Origin of the sequence: Mycobacterium sp. 852002-50816_SCH5313054-b (genome assembly GCF_001667185.1) — a bacterium.
Lineage (GTDB): Bacteria > Actinomycetota > Actinomycetes > Mycobacteriales > Mycobacteriaceae > Mycobacterium.
The window spans coordinates 1-16407 of the sequence record NZ_LZIC01000045.1 but is presented as its reverse complement, the minus strand read 5'-3'; the positions used below and the strand labels follow the sequence as shown (position 1 = coordinate 16407).

15 protein-coding genes are annotated in these 16407 nt (G+C 65.9%); 8 read left to right on the top strand and 7 right to left on the bottom strand.

All coding sequences use genetic code 11. From position 1 onward, the window contains the following. Window positions 1-30 precede the first annotated feature (30 nt). Together A5787_RS09290 and gcvT are read right to left on the bottom strand one after the other, a co-directional pair. The gene (locus A5787_RS09290) at window positions 31-1137 is read right to left on the bottom strand and encodes a branched-chain amino acid aminotransferase (RefSeq protein ID WP_066965021.1); all 1107 of its coding nucleotides are present in this window, start codon (window positions 1135-1137) and stop codon (window positions 31-33) included. Between the two features lie 56 nt (window positions 1138-1193). Then, a complete protein-coding gene (gene gcvT / locus A5787_RS09285) occupies window positions 1194-2300 on the bottom strand; it encodes a glycine cleavage system aminomethyltransferase GcvT (RefSeq protein WP_066965018.1) in 1107 nt (368 codons plus the stop codon). Window positions 2301-2344: 44 nt separating this feature from the next. On the opposite strand from gcvT, the gene A5787_RS09280 reads away from it, so the two are divergent. The 8 genes from A5787_RS09280 to A5787_RS26515 all read left to right on the top strand — a co-directional run bounded on the left by A5787_RS09280 (window position 2345) and on the right by A5787_RS26515 (window position 11004). Next, window positions 2345-3463, top strand: coding sequence for an adenylate/guanylate cyclase domain-containing protein (locus A5787_RS09280; RefSeq protein ID WP_066965016.1), 1119 nt, complete (start codon window positions 2345-2347; stop codon window positions 3461-3463). Between the two features lie 15 nt (window positions 3464-3478). After that, a complete protein-coding gene (locus tag A5787_RS09275; protein ID WP_066965013.1) occupies window positions 3479-5026 on the top strand; it encodes a leucyl aminopeptidase in 1548 nt (515 codons plus the stop codon). A 531-nt stretch (window positions 5027-5557) separates the two neighbouring features. Further along, the gene (locus A5787_RS09270) at window positions 5558-6934 is read left to right on the top strand and encodes a cytochrome P450 (RefSeq protein WP_066965010.1); all 1377 of its coding nucleotides are present in this window, start codon (window positions 5558-5560) and stop codon (window positions 6932-6934) included. A gap of 147 nt (window positions 6935-7081) precedes the next feature. Further along, window positions 7082-7894, top strand: coding sequence for a phthiotriol/phenolphthiotriol dimycocerosates methyltransferase (locus tag A5787_RS09265; RefSeq protein ID WP_066965098.1), 813 nt, complete (start codon window positions 7082-7084; stop codon window positions 7892-7894). A 92-nt stretch (window positions 7895-7986) separates the two neighbouring features. Then, on the top strand, window positions 7987-8478 hold the full coding sequence (locus A5787_RS09260; protein ID WP_066965007.1) for an STAS/SEC14 domain-containing protein: 492 nt from the start codon (window positions 7987-7989) through the stop codon (window positions 8476-8478). A gap of 137 nt (window positions 8479-8615) precedes the next feature. Beyond that, a complete protein-coding gene (locus A5787_RS09255) occupies window positions 8616-9281 on the top strand; it encodes a VC0807 family protein (protein ID WP_156763852.1) in 666 nt (221 codons plus the stop codon). 231 nt (window positions 9282-9512) lie between these two features. Then, window positions 9513-10091, top strand: a complete 579-nt coding sequence (locus A5787_RS09250; protein ID WP_197507017.1) for a thioesterase family protein — start codon at window positions 9513-9515, stop codon at window positions 10089-10091. Window positions 10092-10239: 148 nt separating this feature from the next. Next, entirely contained in the window at window positions 10240-11004 is a 765-nt protein-coding gene (locus tag A5787_RS26515; RefSeq protein WP_082977137.1) for a class I SAM-dependent methyltransferase, read from the top strand. On the opposite strand, the gene A5787_RS09245 is transcribed toward A5787_RS26515, so the two are convergent. The 5 genes from A5787_RS09245 to A5787_RS09225 form a co-directional block, all read right to left on the bottom strand. Beyond that, window positions 10933-11760, bottom strand: coding sequence for a prenyltransferase (locus A5787_RS09245; protein WP_197507015.1), 828 nt, complete (start codon window positions 11758-11760; stop codon window positions 10933-10935). The genes A5787_RS26515 and A5787_RS09245 overlap by 72 nt on opposite strands. Before the next feature lie 113 nt (window positions 11761-11873). Then, the gene (locus A5787_RS09240) at window positions 11874-13325 is read right to left on the bottom strand and encodes a DUF92 domain-containing protein (RefSeq protein ID WP_066964996.1); all 1452 of its coding nucleotides are present in this window, start codon (window positions 13323-13325) and stop codon (window positions 11874-11876) included. Next, on the bottom strand, window positions 13322-14317 hold the full coding sequence (locus A5787_RS09235; protein ID WP_082977135.1) for a UbiA family prenyltransferase: 996 nt from the start codon (window positions 14315-14317) through the stop codon (window positions 13322-13324). Before A5787_RS09235 ends, A5787_RS09240 begins: the two co-directional genes overlap by 4 nt. Then, on the bottom strand, window positions 14314-15078 hold the full coding sequence (locus A5787_RS09230) for a hypothetical protein (protein ID WP_156763851.1): 765 nt from the start codon (window positions 15076-15078) through the stop codon (window positions 14314-14316). The genes A5787_RS09235 and A5787_RS09230 overlap by 4 nt, the downstream gene beginning before the upstream one ends. Next, on the bottom strand, window positions 15075-16407 hold a 1333-nt coding region (locus tag A5787_RS09225; protein ID WP_066964987.1), incomplete at its 5' end, for a thioester reductase domain-containing protein. The genes A5787_RS09230 and A5787_RS09225, both read right to left, overlap by 4 nt.

Genomic DNA, 16407 nt, shown 5'->3' with positions numbered 1-16407 from the left:
CAACAAGTCGACGTTCGCGCGAAGACGCGCCTACCCCAGCCGGGCCATCCAGCCGTGCGTATCGGCGAAGGTGCCGCGCTGGATCCCGGTCAGCGTGTCGCGCAGCGCCATCGTCACCTCGCCCGGTTCGCCGTCGGCGATGGTGAACTCGGTGTCGCCGTACTTCACCCGCGAAACCGGGGTGATGACGGCGGCGGTGCCGCACGCGAACACCTCGGTGATCTCACCGGCGGCGGCCTTCTTCTGCCACTCGTCGATGTCGATCCTGCGCTCCTCGACGGAGAACCCGGCGTCAATGGCCAACTGCAGCAACGAGTCCCGGGTGATGCCGGGCAGCAGCGAGCCGGACAGCTCCGGGGTGACCAGGCGCGCCGATCCGCCGCTGCCGAACACGAAGAACAGGTTCATCCCGCCCATCTCTTCGACGAAGCGGCGCTCGACGGCGTCCAGCCAGACCACTTGGTCGCAATCGTTTTCGGCGGCCTCGGCCTGGGCCAGCAGCGAGGCGGCGTAGTTCCCGCCGAACTTGGCCGCCCCGGTGCCGCCGGGGCTGGCCCGCACGTATTCCGTCGACACCCACACGGTGACGGGGCTGATGCCGCCCTTGAAGTAGGCGCCGGCCGGCGAGGCGATCAGCAGGTAGCGGTACTGCTTGGCCGGCCGCACACCCAGTCCCGGCTCGGTCGCGAAGATGAACGGCCGCAGGTACAGCGCCTCCTCGCCGCCGGACCGCGGCACCCACGCCTTGTCGACGGCGACGAGCTGACAAAGGGATTCGACGAACAGGCTCTCGGGCAGCTCGGGGATCGCCAGGCGCCGCGCCGACGAACGCATCCTGGCCGCGTTGGCCTCCGCGCGAAACGACACGATCGAGTCGTCCGCCCAACGGTATGCCTTCAGCCCCTCGAAGACCTCCTGCGCGTAGTGCAGCACGATCGCCGACGGGTCCAATTCGATCGGCCCGTACGGGATGACGCGCGCGTTGTGCCAGCCCCGGCCCTCGTCGTAGTCGATCGACACCATGTGGTCGGTGAAGTATTTGCCGAAACCCGGCTCCGCCAGGATCGATTCACGTTCCGAGTCGCTCGCCGCATTAGACGCGCGTAGAACCGTGAACTCGAGTGAGCCGCTGGTCATGGGGCCGATTCTATATCCGCGCGCCAATCGGTTTTTCTCACGTGAACCCCTGGCGGCTAACGCGTTTTCACGGCGACGAACGGCGGGCGCACGACCTCGCACTCGACCGCGCGGCCGCGGACGTCGACGGTGATGTGCCCGCCGTCATCGATACCGGCGTCGGTGTCGATCAACGCCAACCCGATACCGGCCTGCAGCGTCGGAGAGAACGTGCCGGAGGTGGTGACCCCGACCGGGGCGTCCCCGGCCAGCACGGTCAGGCCCGGGCGCAACACCCCGCGGCCGAGCATTCGCAGCCCGCGCAGCAGCCGCCGCGGTCCGGCTTCTTTCTCGGCCAGCAGCGCGTCGCGGCCGAAGAACGCGTCCTTCTTCCAGCCGACCGCCCAGCCGCAGCGGGCCTGCAGCGGCGAGATGTCGAGCGAAAGTTCGTGCCCGTGCAGCGGATAGCCCATCTCGGTGCGCAGCGTGTCGCGGGCGCCGAGGCCGGCCGGCTCTCCCCCCGCGGCCCGCACCGCCGCGATCAGCGCGTCGAACACGACACCCGAGGAATCCCACGGCGGCAGCAGCTCGTAGCCGTGCTCGCCCGTGTACCCGGTGCGGCAGACGCGGACCGGCACCCCCGAGTAGGTGGCGTCGGCGTAGCCCATGTAGTCCATGCCGGCCGGCAGGCCCAGCTCGCCCAGCACGTCGGCCGATCGCGGGCCCTGCACGGCCAGCACCGCATACGAGCGATGCTCGTTGGTGATGGTGAGGTCGGCCCCCAAACCGGCCTGGGCGGCCGCCCGCAGCGCGTCGACCACCGCGGCGGTGTTGGCGGCGTTGGGCACCAGGAAAATCTCGTCGTCGGCGACGTAGTAGGCGATCAGGTCGTCGATGACGCCGCCGGATTCGGTGCAGCACAGGGTGTATTGCGCCTGGCCCGGGCCGATGCGGCCCAGGTCGTTGGTGAGCGCGGCGTTGACGAACTCGGCGGCGGCCGGCCCGCGCACCAACGCCTTGCCGAGGTGGCTGACGTCGAACAGGCCGACGGCGTTGCGGGTGGCGTTGTGTTCGCTGACCGTGCCGGCGTAGGACACCGGCATCGACCAGCCGCTGAACTCGGCGAAGTTTGCGCCCAGGGCGCGATGGCGGTCGTCCAGCGGTCCGTGCTGCAGCTCCGTCACGACGCCTTACCCTAATCGTCGCCGCGGCTGGCACACTTGGGCAGGTGTCCGATCCGCTGGACTTCGACGCGCTAGAGGCCGCGGGTATCGCGAACCCCCGCGCGCGGGCCGACTTGATCAAGTACCTGGACGGGCTCGGCTTCACCGTCGACGACATGGCGGAGGCCGAACGCCGCGGGCGGCTGTTCGGGCTGGCCGGTGACGTGCTGGCGTGGACGGGCCGCCCGATCCATACACTGCAGTCCGCCGCCGACCAACTCGGCCTGTCCGCCGACGACGTGGCGCAAGCGTGGGCTTCGCTCGGCCTGACCGTCGCCGGTCCCGATGTCCCCGCGCTGAGCCAGGCCGACGTCGACGCCCTGTCGACCTGGGTGGGACTCAAGGCGGTGGTGGGCGAGGACGGGGCGCTCGGCATGCTGCGGGTGCTGGGCGCCGCGATGGCCCGGCTGGCGGAGGCGGAGTCGTCGGTGATCCGGGCCGGGACGCCGGACATCCAGATGAACTACACGCACGACGAGCTCGCGACGGCGCAGGCCTACCGGTCGGTCGCCGAGTTCGTGCCCCGCATCGGGGCCCTGATCGACGTCGTCCATCGCCATCACCTGACCAGCGCGCGCACCTATTTCGAGGGCGTCCTGCGTGATACGTCGGCGAGCGTGGTGTGCGGCATCGGTTTCGCTGACCTGTCCAGCTTCACCGCGTTGACCCAGGCGCTGACGCCCGCGCAATTGTCGGACTTGCTCACCGAATTCGGGGCCACCGTCGCGGACGTGGTGCACGCTGACGGCGGCCGGGTGGTGAAGTTCATCGGCGACGCCGTGATGTGGGTGTGCTCGTCGCCCGAGCGGCTCGCTCAGGCGGCCGTCGATCTCGTCGGCCATCCGCGGGCGCGCGAGACGGGCCTGGGCGTGCGTGCCGGTCTGGCGTACGGCGAGGTGCTGGCTATCAACGGCGACTACTTCGGCATCCCGGTGAACCTGGCCGCCCGCTTGGTCGCTTCCGCGGCGCCCGGACAGATCCTCATCGCGTCCGAGCTTCATGGTGAGTTGCCCGACTGGCCCGCGGTCCCCCACGGCCCGTTGACCCTCAAGGGTTTTGACGAGCCGGTGGCCGCCTTCGAATTGCCCGGCCGGGACGGCCCAAGCGACGCCCGCCGCAGGTGACTAGGGTGGTTGGCCGTGAGCACCGAACCGGTCTACCAAGCACCCACCGTCAACGTCGCCACCTCGCTGCCCAAACGCAACGTGGGTTCGGCCGTATTGGTGGTGCCGGTCGTCTCGACCGGCGACGAGGACAAGCCGGGGGCGGTCGTCTCGGCGGCCGGGCCGTTCCTGTCCGCCGACGCGGTCGCCGAGATCGAGGCCGGCCTGCGCGCGCTCGAGGCCACCGGCGGCAGCGAGCAGGTGCACCGGCTGGTGGTGGCGTCGCTGCCGGTGGCCAGCGTGCTGACGGTCGGGCTGGGCAAGCCGCGCCCCGACTGGCCGGCCGACGTGATCCGTCGCGCCGCGGGTGTGGCGGCGCGTTCGCTGGGCGGGGCCGAGGCGGTGCTCACCACGCTGACCCAGTTGCCGGGCGACGACGTGTGCGCGGCCGCCGTGGAGGGGCTGATCCTGGGCAGCTACCGGTTCACCGAGTTCCGCAGCGACAAGACGGCACCGAAGGACAAGGGGCTGCGTAAGATCACCGTGCTGTCCACCGCCAAGGACGCCCCGAAGGACAGCGCGCACGGGGCGGCCGTCGCGACCGCGGTGGCCACCGCCCGCGACCTGGTCAACACCCCGCCGAGCCACCTTTTCCCCGCCGAATTCGCCAAGCGTGCAAAGGCTTTGGGTGAATCCGTGGGCCTCGAGGTGGAGGTGCTCGACGACAAGGCGCTGCAGAAGGCCGGCTACGGCGGGGTGATCGGTGTCGGTCAGGGCTCCTCGCGCCCGCCGCGGCTGGTGCGGCTTACCCATCGCGGGTCGAAGCTCGCCAAGAAACCCAAGCAGGCCAAGCGAGTGGCGCTGGTGGGCAAGGGCGTCACGTTCGACACCGGCGGCATCTCGATCAAGCCGGCGGCGTCGATGCACTACATGACCTCGGACATGGGTGGTGCGGCCGCGGTCATCGCGACCGTCGCGCTGGCCGCCCAGCGGCAACTGCCGATCGACGTGATCGCCACGGTGCCGATGGCCGAGAACATGCCGTCGGCGACGGCGCAGCGCCCGGGCGACGTGCTGACCCAGTACGGCGGAACCACCGTGGAGGTGCAGAACACCGACGCCGAGGGCCGGCTCATCCTGGCCGACGCCATCGTGCGGGCGTGCGAGGACGACCCGGACTACCTGATCGAGACGTCCACCTTGACCGGTGCGCAGACGGTGGCGCTGGGCGCGCGCATCCCGGGCGTGATGGGCAGCGACGAATTCCGCGACCGGGTGGCGGCCATTTCGCAGCGGGTGGGCGAGAACGGGTGGCCGATGCCGCTGCCCGACGAACTCAAGGACGACCTGAAGTCCACGGTGGCCGACCTGTCGAACATCAGTGGGCAGCGCTTCGCCGGCATGCTGGTGGCGGGGGTGTTCCTGCGCGAGTTCGTCGCCGACGGCGTGGGCTGGGCACATATCGACGTGGCCGGCCCGGCGTACAACACCAGCAGCCCGTGGGGGTACACGCCCAAGGGCGGCACCGGCGTGCCGACCCGCACCATGTTCGCCGTGCTGGAGGACATCGCCGAGAACGGCTGACCGCTTCAAGCTGGGCGCCAAGCGTCACGACGTTGCGCTGCAAAGGAAGCATCACGTTGCCGAGAAGTACTTTGCCCACCCTTTTGCCGTCGTGCGGGGGTGGCGACAGGTCCTTCCGCCGAGACGTATCAGCGTTGTCGTAGCGCTTGAGCAGAGCCGGCCGGATAGCATACGGCCGGATCTCCGGCCCGCACCACTTTGAGATCCTGGGCAAAACATGTATGTCGCCGCGATCACCACGTAGAGCCCCGACATCGGGAGCGCGAGGCGCGTAGACCCGAAACAGCCCGGCGCGTAAGGAATGCTCCGCACAACTTCGTTGCAGGTCAACATGGGGCACACGACGTATTTACTTGGCGCACTCGAATAGTTCCAGTCCACCCTGGCAGGCAGGCAGCGGCGGCAGCGCCGTGCAACCGCCGACTTTCTCACTTTGCACACACCATCCGCCCGTTCTCGCTTGTCTGGTGAACACCGGTACCTCGGCTTACCGTTTCCGACTATGGGGGATGCCATCCTGGAGGTGACGACATGGCTGTGGCGACCACGGACCCCATTCGGCTGCCGCCTGCGCCACGAATCCCGAAGCTCCTGCTAGGCCTCGGCTTCCTCGCCAGGGAGAGCGCGCTGCGTGCTCTCGCCCGACGGTATGGTTCGGCTTTCACCCTGCGCCTGCCGATCTTCGGTGATGTGGTCGTCATCAGCGATCCCGTCCTGATCAAGGAATTGTTAACCGCCAGCCCCGATCTCGCCGTTCGGGCTGGCGTTTTGGGTGAGATGTTCGGTCCCGGTTCAACTTTCAGTCTCCAGGGTGCCGCGCATCGCGAACGCCGTAAGCTTCTCGTCCCAGCCCTCCATGGCAAGAGTATGCAAGCTTACGAGGCGATAGTAGAGGAAGAAGTGTTGCGCGAGACCGCATCCTGGCCACAAGGCAGGGAGTTTGAAGCACTGCCGTCGATGCTACGCATCACCCTCAACTCGATCCTGCGAACGGTGTTCGGGGCAGAGGGGACCGCGCTGCACGAACTGCGGGAGCTGCTGCCACCGATGGTGTTGCTCGGCGCTCGGCTCGCAGCCTTGCCGCCTATCGCCCGTCGCGATATGGGTGCGTGGAGCCCGGGGGCGAAGCTGGCCCGCTACCGCTGTCACTACGATGCGATCATCCGGCGGCTGATCGCCGACATCCGCAACGGCCCAGGTCTAGAGCAGCGCACCGATGTGCTCACGCTGATGCTTCGGGCACGCCACGAAGATGGCTCGCCCCTCTCCGATGATCACATCGCCGATGAGCTGCTGACCCTTCTCGCCGCGGGCCACGAAACCACCGCGACCGCGCTTGCGTGGGTCATCGAGCGACTGCGGCGGCATCCGCGACTGCTTGCCCGGTTGACCGCAGAGGCTGACGCCGGAGGGTCCGAATTGCGGCAGGCCACGATCTGGGAGGTGCAACGCACCCGCCCGGTCATCGCCGACACCGCCCGCACCGTAAAGACGCGAATCAAGCTGGGCGAGTGGGTTATTCCCGAGCGTCATGTCGTTTTGGCGAGCATCACACTGGCGCACGCCTCCGAGCAGAGCTTCCCTCATGCGGCGTCCTTCAATCCCGACCGGTTCATCGGTAATCCTCCGGACATCCACACATGGATCGCCTACGGTGGCGGCGTCCGCCGTTGCATCGGCGCAGCGTACGCCAACATGGAGATAAATGTCGCGCTGCGAACGCTATTGAGGGAATTCGAATTCGGCACCACGTATGACAGGGGCGAGAGGCCGCACTTCCGGGGCGTCGCGACCGCGCCTGCGCGGGGCGGACGTGCTGTCGTGTTCCGACGGGTCACGCGGCCAGCGGTGACGACCCCTGCCTCACAACGAGTCTCGGTGCGGCCCGGGCGCGCTGGTGCCCGCTAGCGGGCCAGGGCCTGCTCGACGGCGTCGTGGACAGTCAAGCGTTGCGCGAACCGAATCCAAAGCATGTCAAAGTATTTGACAACAACGAGCCATTCCACAGTTGGACAGATGTTCCGAACTATCCTAACCGGCTGGCATACTCGCGGCATGCCTGCCACTCAAAAGAGCCCCGTCCGCCGCACCGGCGCAACGCGGCTCTACAGGATAGCGATCAGCAAATATTGGTATCCCTACATGACCCGTCGGCTCAATGGAGAGGACGTCGTGTTCCTCAACTACGGTTACGAGGAGGATCCGCCGATGGGCATAGCGCTGGCGGCTTGCGACGAGCCTAATCGGTTGGGGATCCAGCTGTACCACCGCACGGCGGCCCAGGCAGATCTCCGCGGGAAACGGGTGCTGGAGGTCAGCTGCGGGCACGGTGGCGGGGCCTCGTACCTGGTGCGTACGGTGCACCCTGCCTCCTACACGGGGCTGGACTTCAACGCCGAGGCCATCGCTTACTGCAGGAGCAGGCATGATTTGCCCGGGCTGGACTTTGTGCACGGCGATGCCGAGAATCTGCCCTTTCCCGACGAATCATTCGACGCGGTGATAAATATCGAGGCCTCGCATGCCTACCTTGAGTTTCGCCGCTTCATCGCCGAAGTGGCGCGCGTGCTGCGTCCAGGCGGAAACTTTCTGTACGCCGATATGCGCAGCAGACATGACTTTTCCGCATGGGACGCCGCCACCGCTGCTACCTCGATGCGGGTTCTCTCGGAGAGGGTCATCAATGCGGAGGTTTTGCGCGGGTTGAACGCCACCTCGCAGCGATCGCTCGACCTGATCACTCGCCATCTTCCCACATTCCTGCGCCCATTCGCCCGGCTGTTCGCCGGTGTGCCAGGCTCACGGATATACCGCGACCTGCAACGTGGAAAGATTTCGTATCGGATGTATTCCTTCGCAAAGGATTAAGGGTGTCCGGTGCACGCGGGATGTGAGCTGCGGCTGCCGGAGACGTTGAACACGAATAGGTTTCGCGATGTGAAGGGAGGACTGGTGTCGCGATGTTGAAAGAAATTACCGGGTTGCCTGCCGGCGTTCAGGGCTTGGAGGCGGTCGGAACCTTGACCCAATCCGACTACTACCATGTGTTTGCACCAATTATCGACGAGGTGCGCCGATCCGGCGGTCGGATGAGGCTGCTCTACCAATTCGGTTCGGATTTTCGGCGGCTCACGGCGGGGGCGTTGTGGGCGGATACCAAGTTCGGGTTGAGATATGTCTCGTTGCTCGATGGCTGCGCGGTCGTGAGCGACGAGGGGTGGATTCGTGCGCCCGCTGAAGCGATCGGGCGATGGATGCCCTGCCCCGTTCGCGTCTACGCCAACACGGACCGCGATGACGCCATCGCATGGTTGGCCTCGCTACCACGGGGCTGCGGGGGTTCCCCTTTCGAGGTGGCGAGAAGTTATGTAGGTGGTGTCGGTGCAGCGATAGGAAGTCTGATTGGATTGCTCGTTCATAGCACCGTCGAAACCCGTCGGCTGGGCCGCTGATCGCCGCCCTGGTTTCGACATCGCCTAGCTGCCTGCAGGCGCTGGAGCACAACCGGCCGCGGCGCGAAATATACGACGTTGAAAACGGATTCGCAGATCAGCTTGACAGCAGCATCCGGCGCCACCACCGTGACCATGTGGCCTACGGCTTTGTTGAATCAGTTGACCAACCGCGGATAGCTTTTCGGTGCGAGCGCCTTCGGCGATCGATGCAGCCGCTCTTCGGCATGTTCCTGGATGTCGGGTTACCGATGATCTCGTTCTATCTGCTGCGCCTCGTCGGCACCTCGCAATGGTCGGCCCTCCTGGCCGCCACGGCTATTGCCGGCGCGCGGGTCGGTTGGGTGGCGCTGCGATCGCGGCGGGTCAGCTGGTTCGCGGCTCTCATGATGAGCGTCTACGGGCTGGGTTTGGTGCTTGCAGTATTCACCGGTGACCCACGCCTGCTGCTGGCCAACAACTCCCTGAGCTCGGTAATCGTCGGCGTCGCATTTCTGATCAGCTTGCCCCTGGATCGGCCGCTGACACTGATTGCCTACCAGAGCTGGCGTCCCGGCGACGCCTACGCCTGGTCTGCCGCGTACTCGTCGAACCCTCTGGTAAAGCGGACGTTTCGGGTGGGAGCTTGGGCATGGGGTGCGGGGATGCTGGCGGCGGGCGCCCTCCGCCTGCCCTTGATCTACCTGTTGCCGCTCGATGTCGCGGTAGCCGCGTCAGCCGTCCCAGGCTTGGTCATCATGGGTGGCCTTTCTGCCTGGTCAATCGCCAGCATGCGACCGTTGACCGCTGCTGACGCGGCGTGACCTGAAGCGAACCGCGGAGCACCCGGTGAAACCTGGCGCCACGGGCACGAGCCCCTACCTCCACCGGGAACTCCGGGCTGGCCCTGCGCATGGCAAGCGTGCAACTGCGGTTCTTGGCGCAGTTGGCAGTGCGTTCTACCGTAAACAGGCGGTCGCAACTCGACCGGGCGGCAGCCGCCACCGCGAACTAATTCGAATGCCGTTGTCCAGACAGGATATTCGATCAACTTCGTGTCGGTGGGCACTGCGTCTTTGGGCGACGCCGAACCGATTGATGGTGGTACACGTCAAGATCTCGAACCGGACCTGACCCCCGGGCCCGGCAGGCAGGCAGGCAGGAAAGAGAGCGTGAACGAGATGGACGAAATCTTCAGCGTCCGTATCACGGTGCGCGACTACGAGATCGATGCCCAGGGACACGTTAGCGCCCTCGTGTACCAACAATGGGCGCATTTCGCGAGCATGGCATGCATTCGCGACGCCGGAGCCAGGATCGAAGAGCTGACGGCACAAGGGCTGGGACCCATCGACCTGGAGGTGACGACTCGTTTTCACCGAGAACTGCACCTGGGCGATGAGGTCGATGTCACCTGCTCGTTCGAGTGGAATCCGGGCAGAACCTACCGCACGATGCAGGAGATCCGAAAGCCCGACGGAACGCTGGTCGCCGAGGTCAACAGCCTTGGGGCCGTGCTCGATCTAGCCAGGCGACGCATGATCGCGAACCCTGCAGACCGCTTGCGATCCATCACCGATTTTCCGGAACGGCTCGGTCTTGGTGAACCGGTGAGCGTCGGTCAGGGTGTCTAACCGTTGATCGACGGCTGCACGGCAGTGGGTGCCGTGACTGAAAGGCGTACACACGCCCACTGCCAATGCGGTTCGGCGCCGATGCTGAGAACTACGTGGCGGGTGGCGCCGACTCCGAGCCGGCCACGAAACACGACGGGTATTTGCTGTGACTGTTCCTGATAGCGATTTGAGCCGTCGGCGGCGCGAATTGTACGAGTCCACCGCTGCGCTCTACACCGCCACCTTTCACATCATCTGGCGGGTCGGCTTTCCTCACGTCCACGCATGGCTCACCGATGCCTTGCACGACCGACCCGTAATCCTTGATGCGGGCGCAGGTTCGGGCTACTGGTCGCGCCACATCGCGCGCACCGAGCCGCGCCGCCTGGTCGTGGCGATGGATTTCTCGCATGCCTACGTCACCCGGACACAGGCGTTCATCCCCGAAGACCTTGGTGTCGCCGTTGTGCAGGGTGACGTTACTGCGGCACCGTTTCCGGCCGCCAGTTTCGATGCGATCTTATGCAGCGGCGTGTTGGACACGATGCCCGATCCGGTGCCGGCCTTAAGCGAACTCCGTCGGCTACTTCGCCGCGACGGCAGGCTGTTGTTGATTCTCCGAAGTCGAGGATCTCGGGCGTCGACACTGATCGAAAAGGTCTTCCGCAGCTCGATCTCGATGTTTCGATGGTTAACGCGCCGGGAGGGCGGCGATTTGGACCCGGAGCTGTGGAGCCGCACGGCGATCAGTCCGCGCTTGGCGGAATATGCGGACAGCGCCGGGCTGGTCGTAGACGTCGTGCACTACGGCCGTTTGCTTACCCGGGCGTCATTGAGCCCACGGGATGCCGCTGCCCACTCAAAAGAGCGCGGCAGCGACGAGGATAACAACGTTGACACAGGTGAAGGCCAGGATGGATCCGGTGTGTAGGAATTTGCCGTCTTTCTTCTGATACGCCTTATGAATTCGCCGAACAGCGCGAGCCGACAACGCGATCCACACCAATAGGATCACCGTCCCCGCCGACGCGGCGACGATCGGCATCGCCGTGTGTCGGACATGCCAGAACCACGGGACGACGGATGCGCTGAACGCTAGCCACGCCCACGCCGAGGTGGATCGGGCTCCAAAGCGCACCGGCGTGGTCACACGTCCGCCGATCCGGTCGTTGTCGAGGTCGCGGATGTCCTGACACAGCCCTTCGCCCAAACCCATGAACACGGCGACGAACGCGAGATACGGTATCCCCCTTTGCCATCCGGCGAAGTCGAGCCCGGCCGCGCAGTACACGTACATCAGCAGCCAGGTCACCGGCCAAAACACCTGGGTGGCCAGGGGCCGCCCGGAGAGGCCCACCGGCTTGAAGTTGTAGGCCAGTACAACCGGAAGCGACACGACGAACAAAAGCTGGTTGGGCCAAGGAAGGAACAGCGATACGACCCCGGCGCCGGCCACCAACACCGAGCCGGCGATCAGCAACTCGCTTCGGGACAAGCTTCCTCGAACCAGGGCCCGCTGTTGTCTCGAACGCTCGGTACTTGCCCGGTCGACGGCCACATCGGCGACATCGTTGAATAACGTCTGCCCGCCGTGAAAGAGCACCAACGCGGCGATCACCAGGCCGACGCGGTGCCATGGCAGCGAGTAGCCCCCCATCACGGCGAGCATGGCCAGCGGCACGAGCACGTCGTACCACAGCCGCGTTCGCATGCGTAGGGATCGAGTCAGTAACGCCGCGTGGTGCCACCACAGGTGGCGCGTCGACTGAATCGAGCTGGGAGCAGCGGAATCTTGCTTGGTCATAGTGACACCATCCCAAAGACAGCCAAAGCGACACCCATTCCCGTCGCGTTGGCACATGCGTTGACAACGTCGTTATCGATCCAGCGGTAACCGTTGGAAAGCTCGGTATGTACGCCGCAATGGCGCGGTTCCTCCAGCGCTTCGTGGCAGGATGGGCAGCGGAAGCGGCCTTGCACCGTGGCACCGAGCACCGAGTCCAGCAGCGAACCGGCCAAGCCCGCCGCGATGCCGACGACGATGAGGGTGGCACTGCCGACGAGCGCTCCGATGACACCGATTGCCAAGCCACCCAACCATGTCGCCGCAAGACCCAAGCCCGATACGGCGCCCGACGTGCCGCCCGGAACTCTGCGCCGGGTGCGCAGCGATATCGGTGGCCGAGACGAGAATCGGCCTATCTCGGAGGCCCAGGAATCCGCGGTCGAGGCTGCTATCCCCCCGATGTAGGCCACCATCCAAATCTGGTTTCGCGTCAGCGCGTAGCCGATGACGGGGATCATCACCGGCAGCACGCCGTTGACCATGACTTGGCTTAGCCCGCGCTGGCTACCGGCCCGCTTTGCGCGCCGGTAGGCGGTGATCGCGCTGGTCATCACGAAAAAGGTTGCGACGGGGGCAATCCAGGACCATCCGCCGAGACCTATCGCGCTCGCCGTCACGAGGGCGGCGCCGATGGCGCCGGGTAGGTCAAGCCAACGCAGCCGGACCATCACCGGTACCGCACTATAGGCCACGATCGCAGCGAGCAGCCACCGAAGCGCCCCTCCGGGTGACAGGTTGTGGCCCAGGTGCAAGAGCAGCGCCACCCATGGTGTGATCAGGAGGTTGTCGGCCGCAGGCAGTACAAGTAGCTCGATGGACGCTGTGGTCAACGCGAGGAACGTCGAAATCGCCAGTGCGGCGGCTATATTGAGTTTGTATTCGACAAGTGTAACGGTCAAGGCGATGCTGAACGCCACCACGACGAAACCGCCCGACCCTTCCAGCGACCGCACGGCGTTGGCCACGGCGACGCGATGACGGCCGAAGCGGCACCCGATGAGCGCTGCCGCGGCATCCGCCAGACCCAATACCAAGACACCGGCGGCGATGGCGGTGCGGTCTGACCAGAACAACAGGGCGGCCACGAGCACCCCGATCGCGAAGCCGACGAGGCCGTAATCGCGTTCCCGTGAGCCCTCGAGTATGTCAGGAAGAAGGCGTCGCTCCACAGCCACGCCTAGACAAATCGCGGTGAGGATCAAGACGCCGACGGCGACTGCGAGGCTCGACAGCTGGTACGCAGCGAGCGCGACGAAAACACCGCACAACGCATGGGGGACCTTACGTGCGGCAAGGCGGCCCGCCCCGACGCGGATGAGTATCCGCCCCACCAACATCAGCGCTACCGCGACAAGCATGGTGGCCGCGGCCCCCGCGATGATGTCTTGCCACAACGTTGAGTTCATGACAGATATCCCGCCATGAGCGCGACGCTTACCACGGCGAACGTCGCCGCCGAGCCCCGGTGCAGCCGGCGGGCTGTCCCCTTGCTGAACCGGACACGAAGTCGTTTGGCGCTCAGCAACGTAAACGCGATCCATGCCAGCAAGGCGCCGGTGCCGACGAGGAGCCAGCCGCCGACGATGCCCGGCGGCCGCTGGCCGATGAACCATACCCAGCACACGGTGGCGGCTGCGTACGCGACCGCGGCGGCCAGTGTCGCGGCCGCCGCCCCGTACTTCACCGATGTGGTGATCTTGCCGCCCTCGGCGTCGTTGTCGGAATCGCGCACATCCTTGACCAACATCTCCCCGACGCCCAGATAGATCACGACGTAGAGCAGGTAAGGAACCGTGCGCCACGGGGGCGCGGCGCCGACCGCGACGACGATCGACGCCACGATTCCGATGAGGCCGATCAGTCCGGCCACTTGTCCGATGACTGGGCGGCTTTGGGTGCGGATTGGCGGCAGCTCATGCTGAGCGATGACAACGGCCAGGATCACCGCGACCGCCGTTAATTGCCAGCGCACCAACGCGGTCAGGCCCAGGCCGACCACCACACAGACGATTGCCTCGGTCAGCGCCAGCCGCGGCCGTATCACACCGACCGCAATTGGCCGGGTTCGGCGCACGAACTCCTCGGAAAGCCGGTCGGTATCGCGGTCTCTGACGTCGTTGAGGAATGTGGCACCGATGTGAAGTAGGTTCATGGCGCCCACCGTCAGCGCTGCGACGCGCCACGGTATGTCGCCGTCGGTGAGAACCGTGATGAGCGCGAGCGGCATCAATGTGTCCAGCCACAGGCGCGTGGTGGGTCGTGTCGCGCGGATGTGCGCGAGCAGCGGCCTCGCCCACGCAGGACCCTGTAGGCCCCAGCGCGAATACCACCGCTCGATGGATGTTCCTACGCCAGCGAGGCCTACGGCCAGGTCCGTGCGATCGTCATCCACAGTCATAGCTCTGCCCTTTCCGCAAGCTGTTCAGCCAGCGGCGCTCTCGCGCCGGCCGGCGGCACGTCGGTCCGCACCGAGGCCCGCCGCAGTCGCAGCCCGACGAACACCAGCCACGGAATCGCCGCCAGCAGCCCGGCACCCACACCGACGTCCATCAATGACTCCAGCGAAAATGACCACCCGAGGACCAGCACCTCATTGGCAGCGGCCAACACGATGCCAAGGCTGGCCACCGAGACCGGGAGCTGCCGGTTCCGGATCATCGCGATGTTGACCGCCAGCACCCAGGCCCCGACGGCGCCGAAGGCGAACCAGCCGTAGTAGTCGAGGGTGAGCCGCGTCGCGCCGATCGCGGCGCGGGTAGACGCGTCACCGTGTACCCATGCCTCGGCACGCATCTTGTGCAGAGCCCCACCCTTGAGCGAGTCCACGCTGAGAATGGCGAAGCCGAACAGGGCCAGCGTCGAGGTGTACCGGATCCAGCCCTCCCCGTGATCTCGACGGCTGAAGTGTGAGACCGCCAGGACTACCGCGATACCGAAGAAGCCCAACATCCCCACCTGCCAGTCCAACAGCACGGCCGCGTGGGGGTGCTTCACCAGGGCCGGGTAGTAGACGGCTGGGTTGCCGGGGCCCACCACCTTGAGATCTTTGGGAAGAAATAAATAGGTCACAGCGATCGCGAAATACGAAGCGGCCATGAGGAATGCGAATAGCGAGCCCAGGCGCAATAGTCCGTGTGTGGGTGCTGTGGGCCTAATCATGCCAGCCTCCTTGGGGAGCCGATTTCAACAAGCGGACCCAAATAGCCGCTGTTTTCGAATGCCTCGAAATACACACTGAGCAACTCTGCTCCCAACGCCGGGCAGCGCAGCCCGGACGGAGACAGCGCCGCCATCGCGTTGCGACAGTCATGCACCGCCGTTGTCATGGTCCCGCTCGATGCATGTTTGAGGTGCGCGGTCAACGGATCCAACGCGTTATCCCCGAACGCGTTTCGAGACAGCAAGTGTTGCTGCCAGCGGGCAAATGGCACCGAAACCAACGGGTATCCGCGGCCGCGAATCCAATCGACGAACGCGCTGAAGGCCATCGGATGCGGGTTGTTTAGGTGATACACCTGTCCCGCCGAACTGCGTTGTGTCGCGATGTCAATGAGCGCGGCGGCGACGTAGTCGACAGGAGCCACATCGACCACACCATCGAGTTGGGGCGCCTCCCCGAGCTCGATGCAGCCTTTGATCATCCGCTCGAAGTAGGAATCGGCGTTGAAGACGCCGGTCCTGCTGTGCCCGGAGATCAGCGGCGGCCGATAAATTGTCACCGGCAGGCCACGCCTTGCCCCTTCCGCCATCAGGCGCTCGCCCACCCACTTCGCTTGGGCGTATCCACCCAGCAGACTCATGCCGTGATCGAGGCTGTGATGGTCCTCGGGTCTCGCCGTTCCATCGAAGGGAAACACGGCCAGGCTCGACACGTAATGCAGCGGCTTGCCGCCATTCAGGACCGCCAGCCGCAACATCTCTCGGGCACCTCCCACGACCGCAGGTTCGAGCGCCGCGTAGGACTTCACCCAGCTGACGGGCGCTGCGCAGTGGTAGATGCCCCCCACTGATGCGGCCAGACTTTCGAATTCTTTCTGCGACAACCCGAGTCGTGGCTTGGACGTGTCGCCGGACAGGGCCGCGACCGAGTCTGGCACGGGCCAAATGATGCCTAGCCGGTCCGCGGCGCCCTGCAGACGTGCCTCAGCGGCGTCCGAGTCGTTGGAACGCACCAGGCACACCACCTTCTGCCCGCGCGCCAGCAGTTCACGGAGAACGAATGCGCCGAGGAACCCGGTGGCCCCCGTCAACAGAACCGGTCGTCCGTCGTCGCCGCCGCTGGACGAGCCAGGCCGGATCGTGCTGTCGAGAATCGCCCTGCTGCGTAGCTGGCGGACGTTGACTGTGCTCGCCGGCTGCCGAAGCGCGTCGTCGAGGTCGCCGCCGTCCACCCGCCTCTCGCGTTCGGCTCCGTCGCGGTGGTGTTGGGCCGCGGGGCGGTTCCCCTCGATAGCACTCTGGAGGATCTGGGCGTCGGGTCGCTGGAGA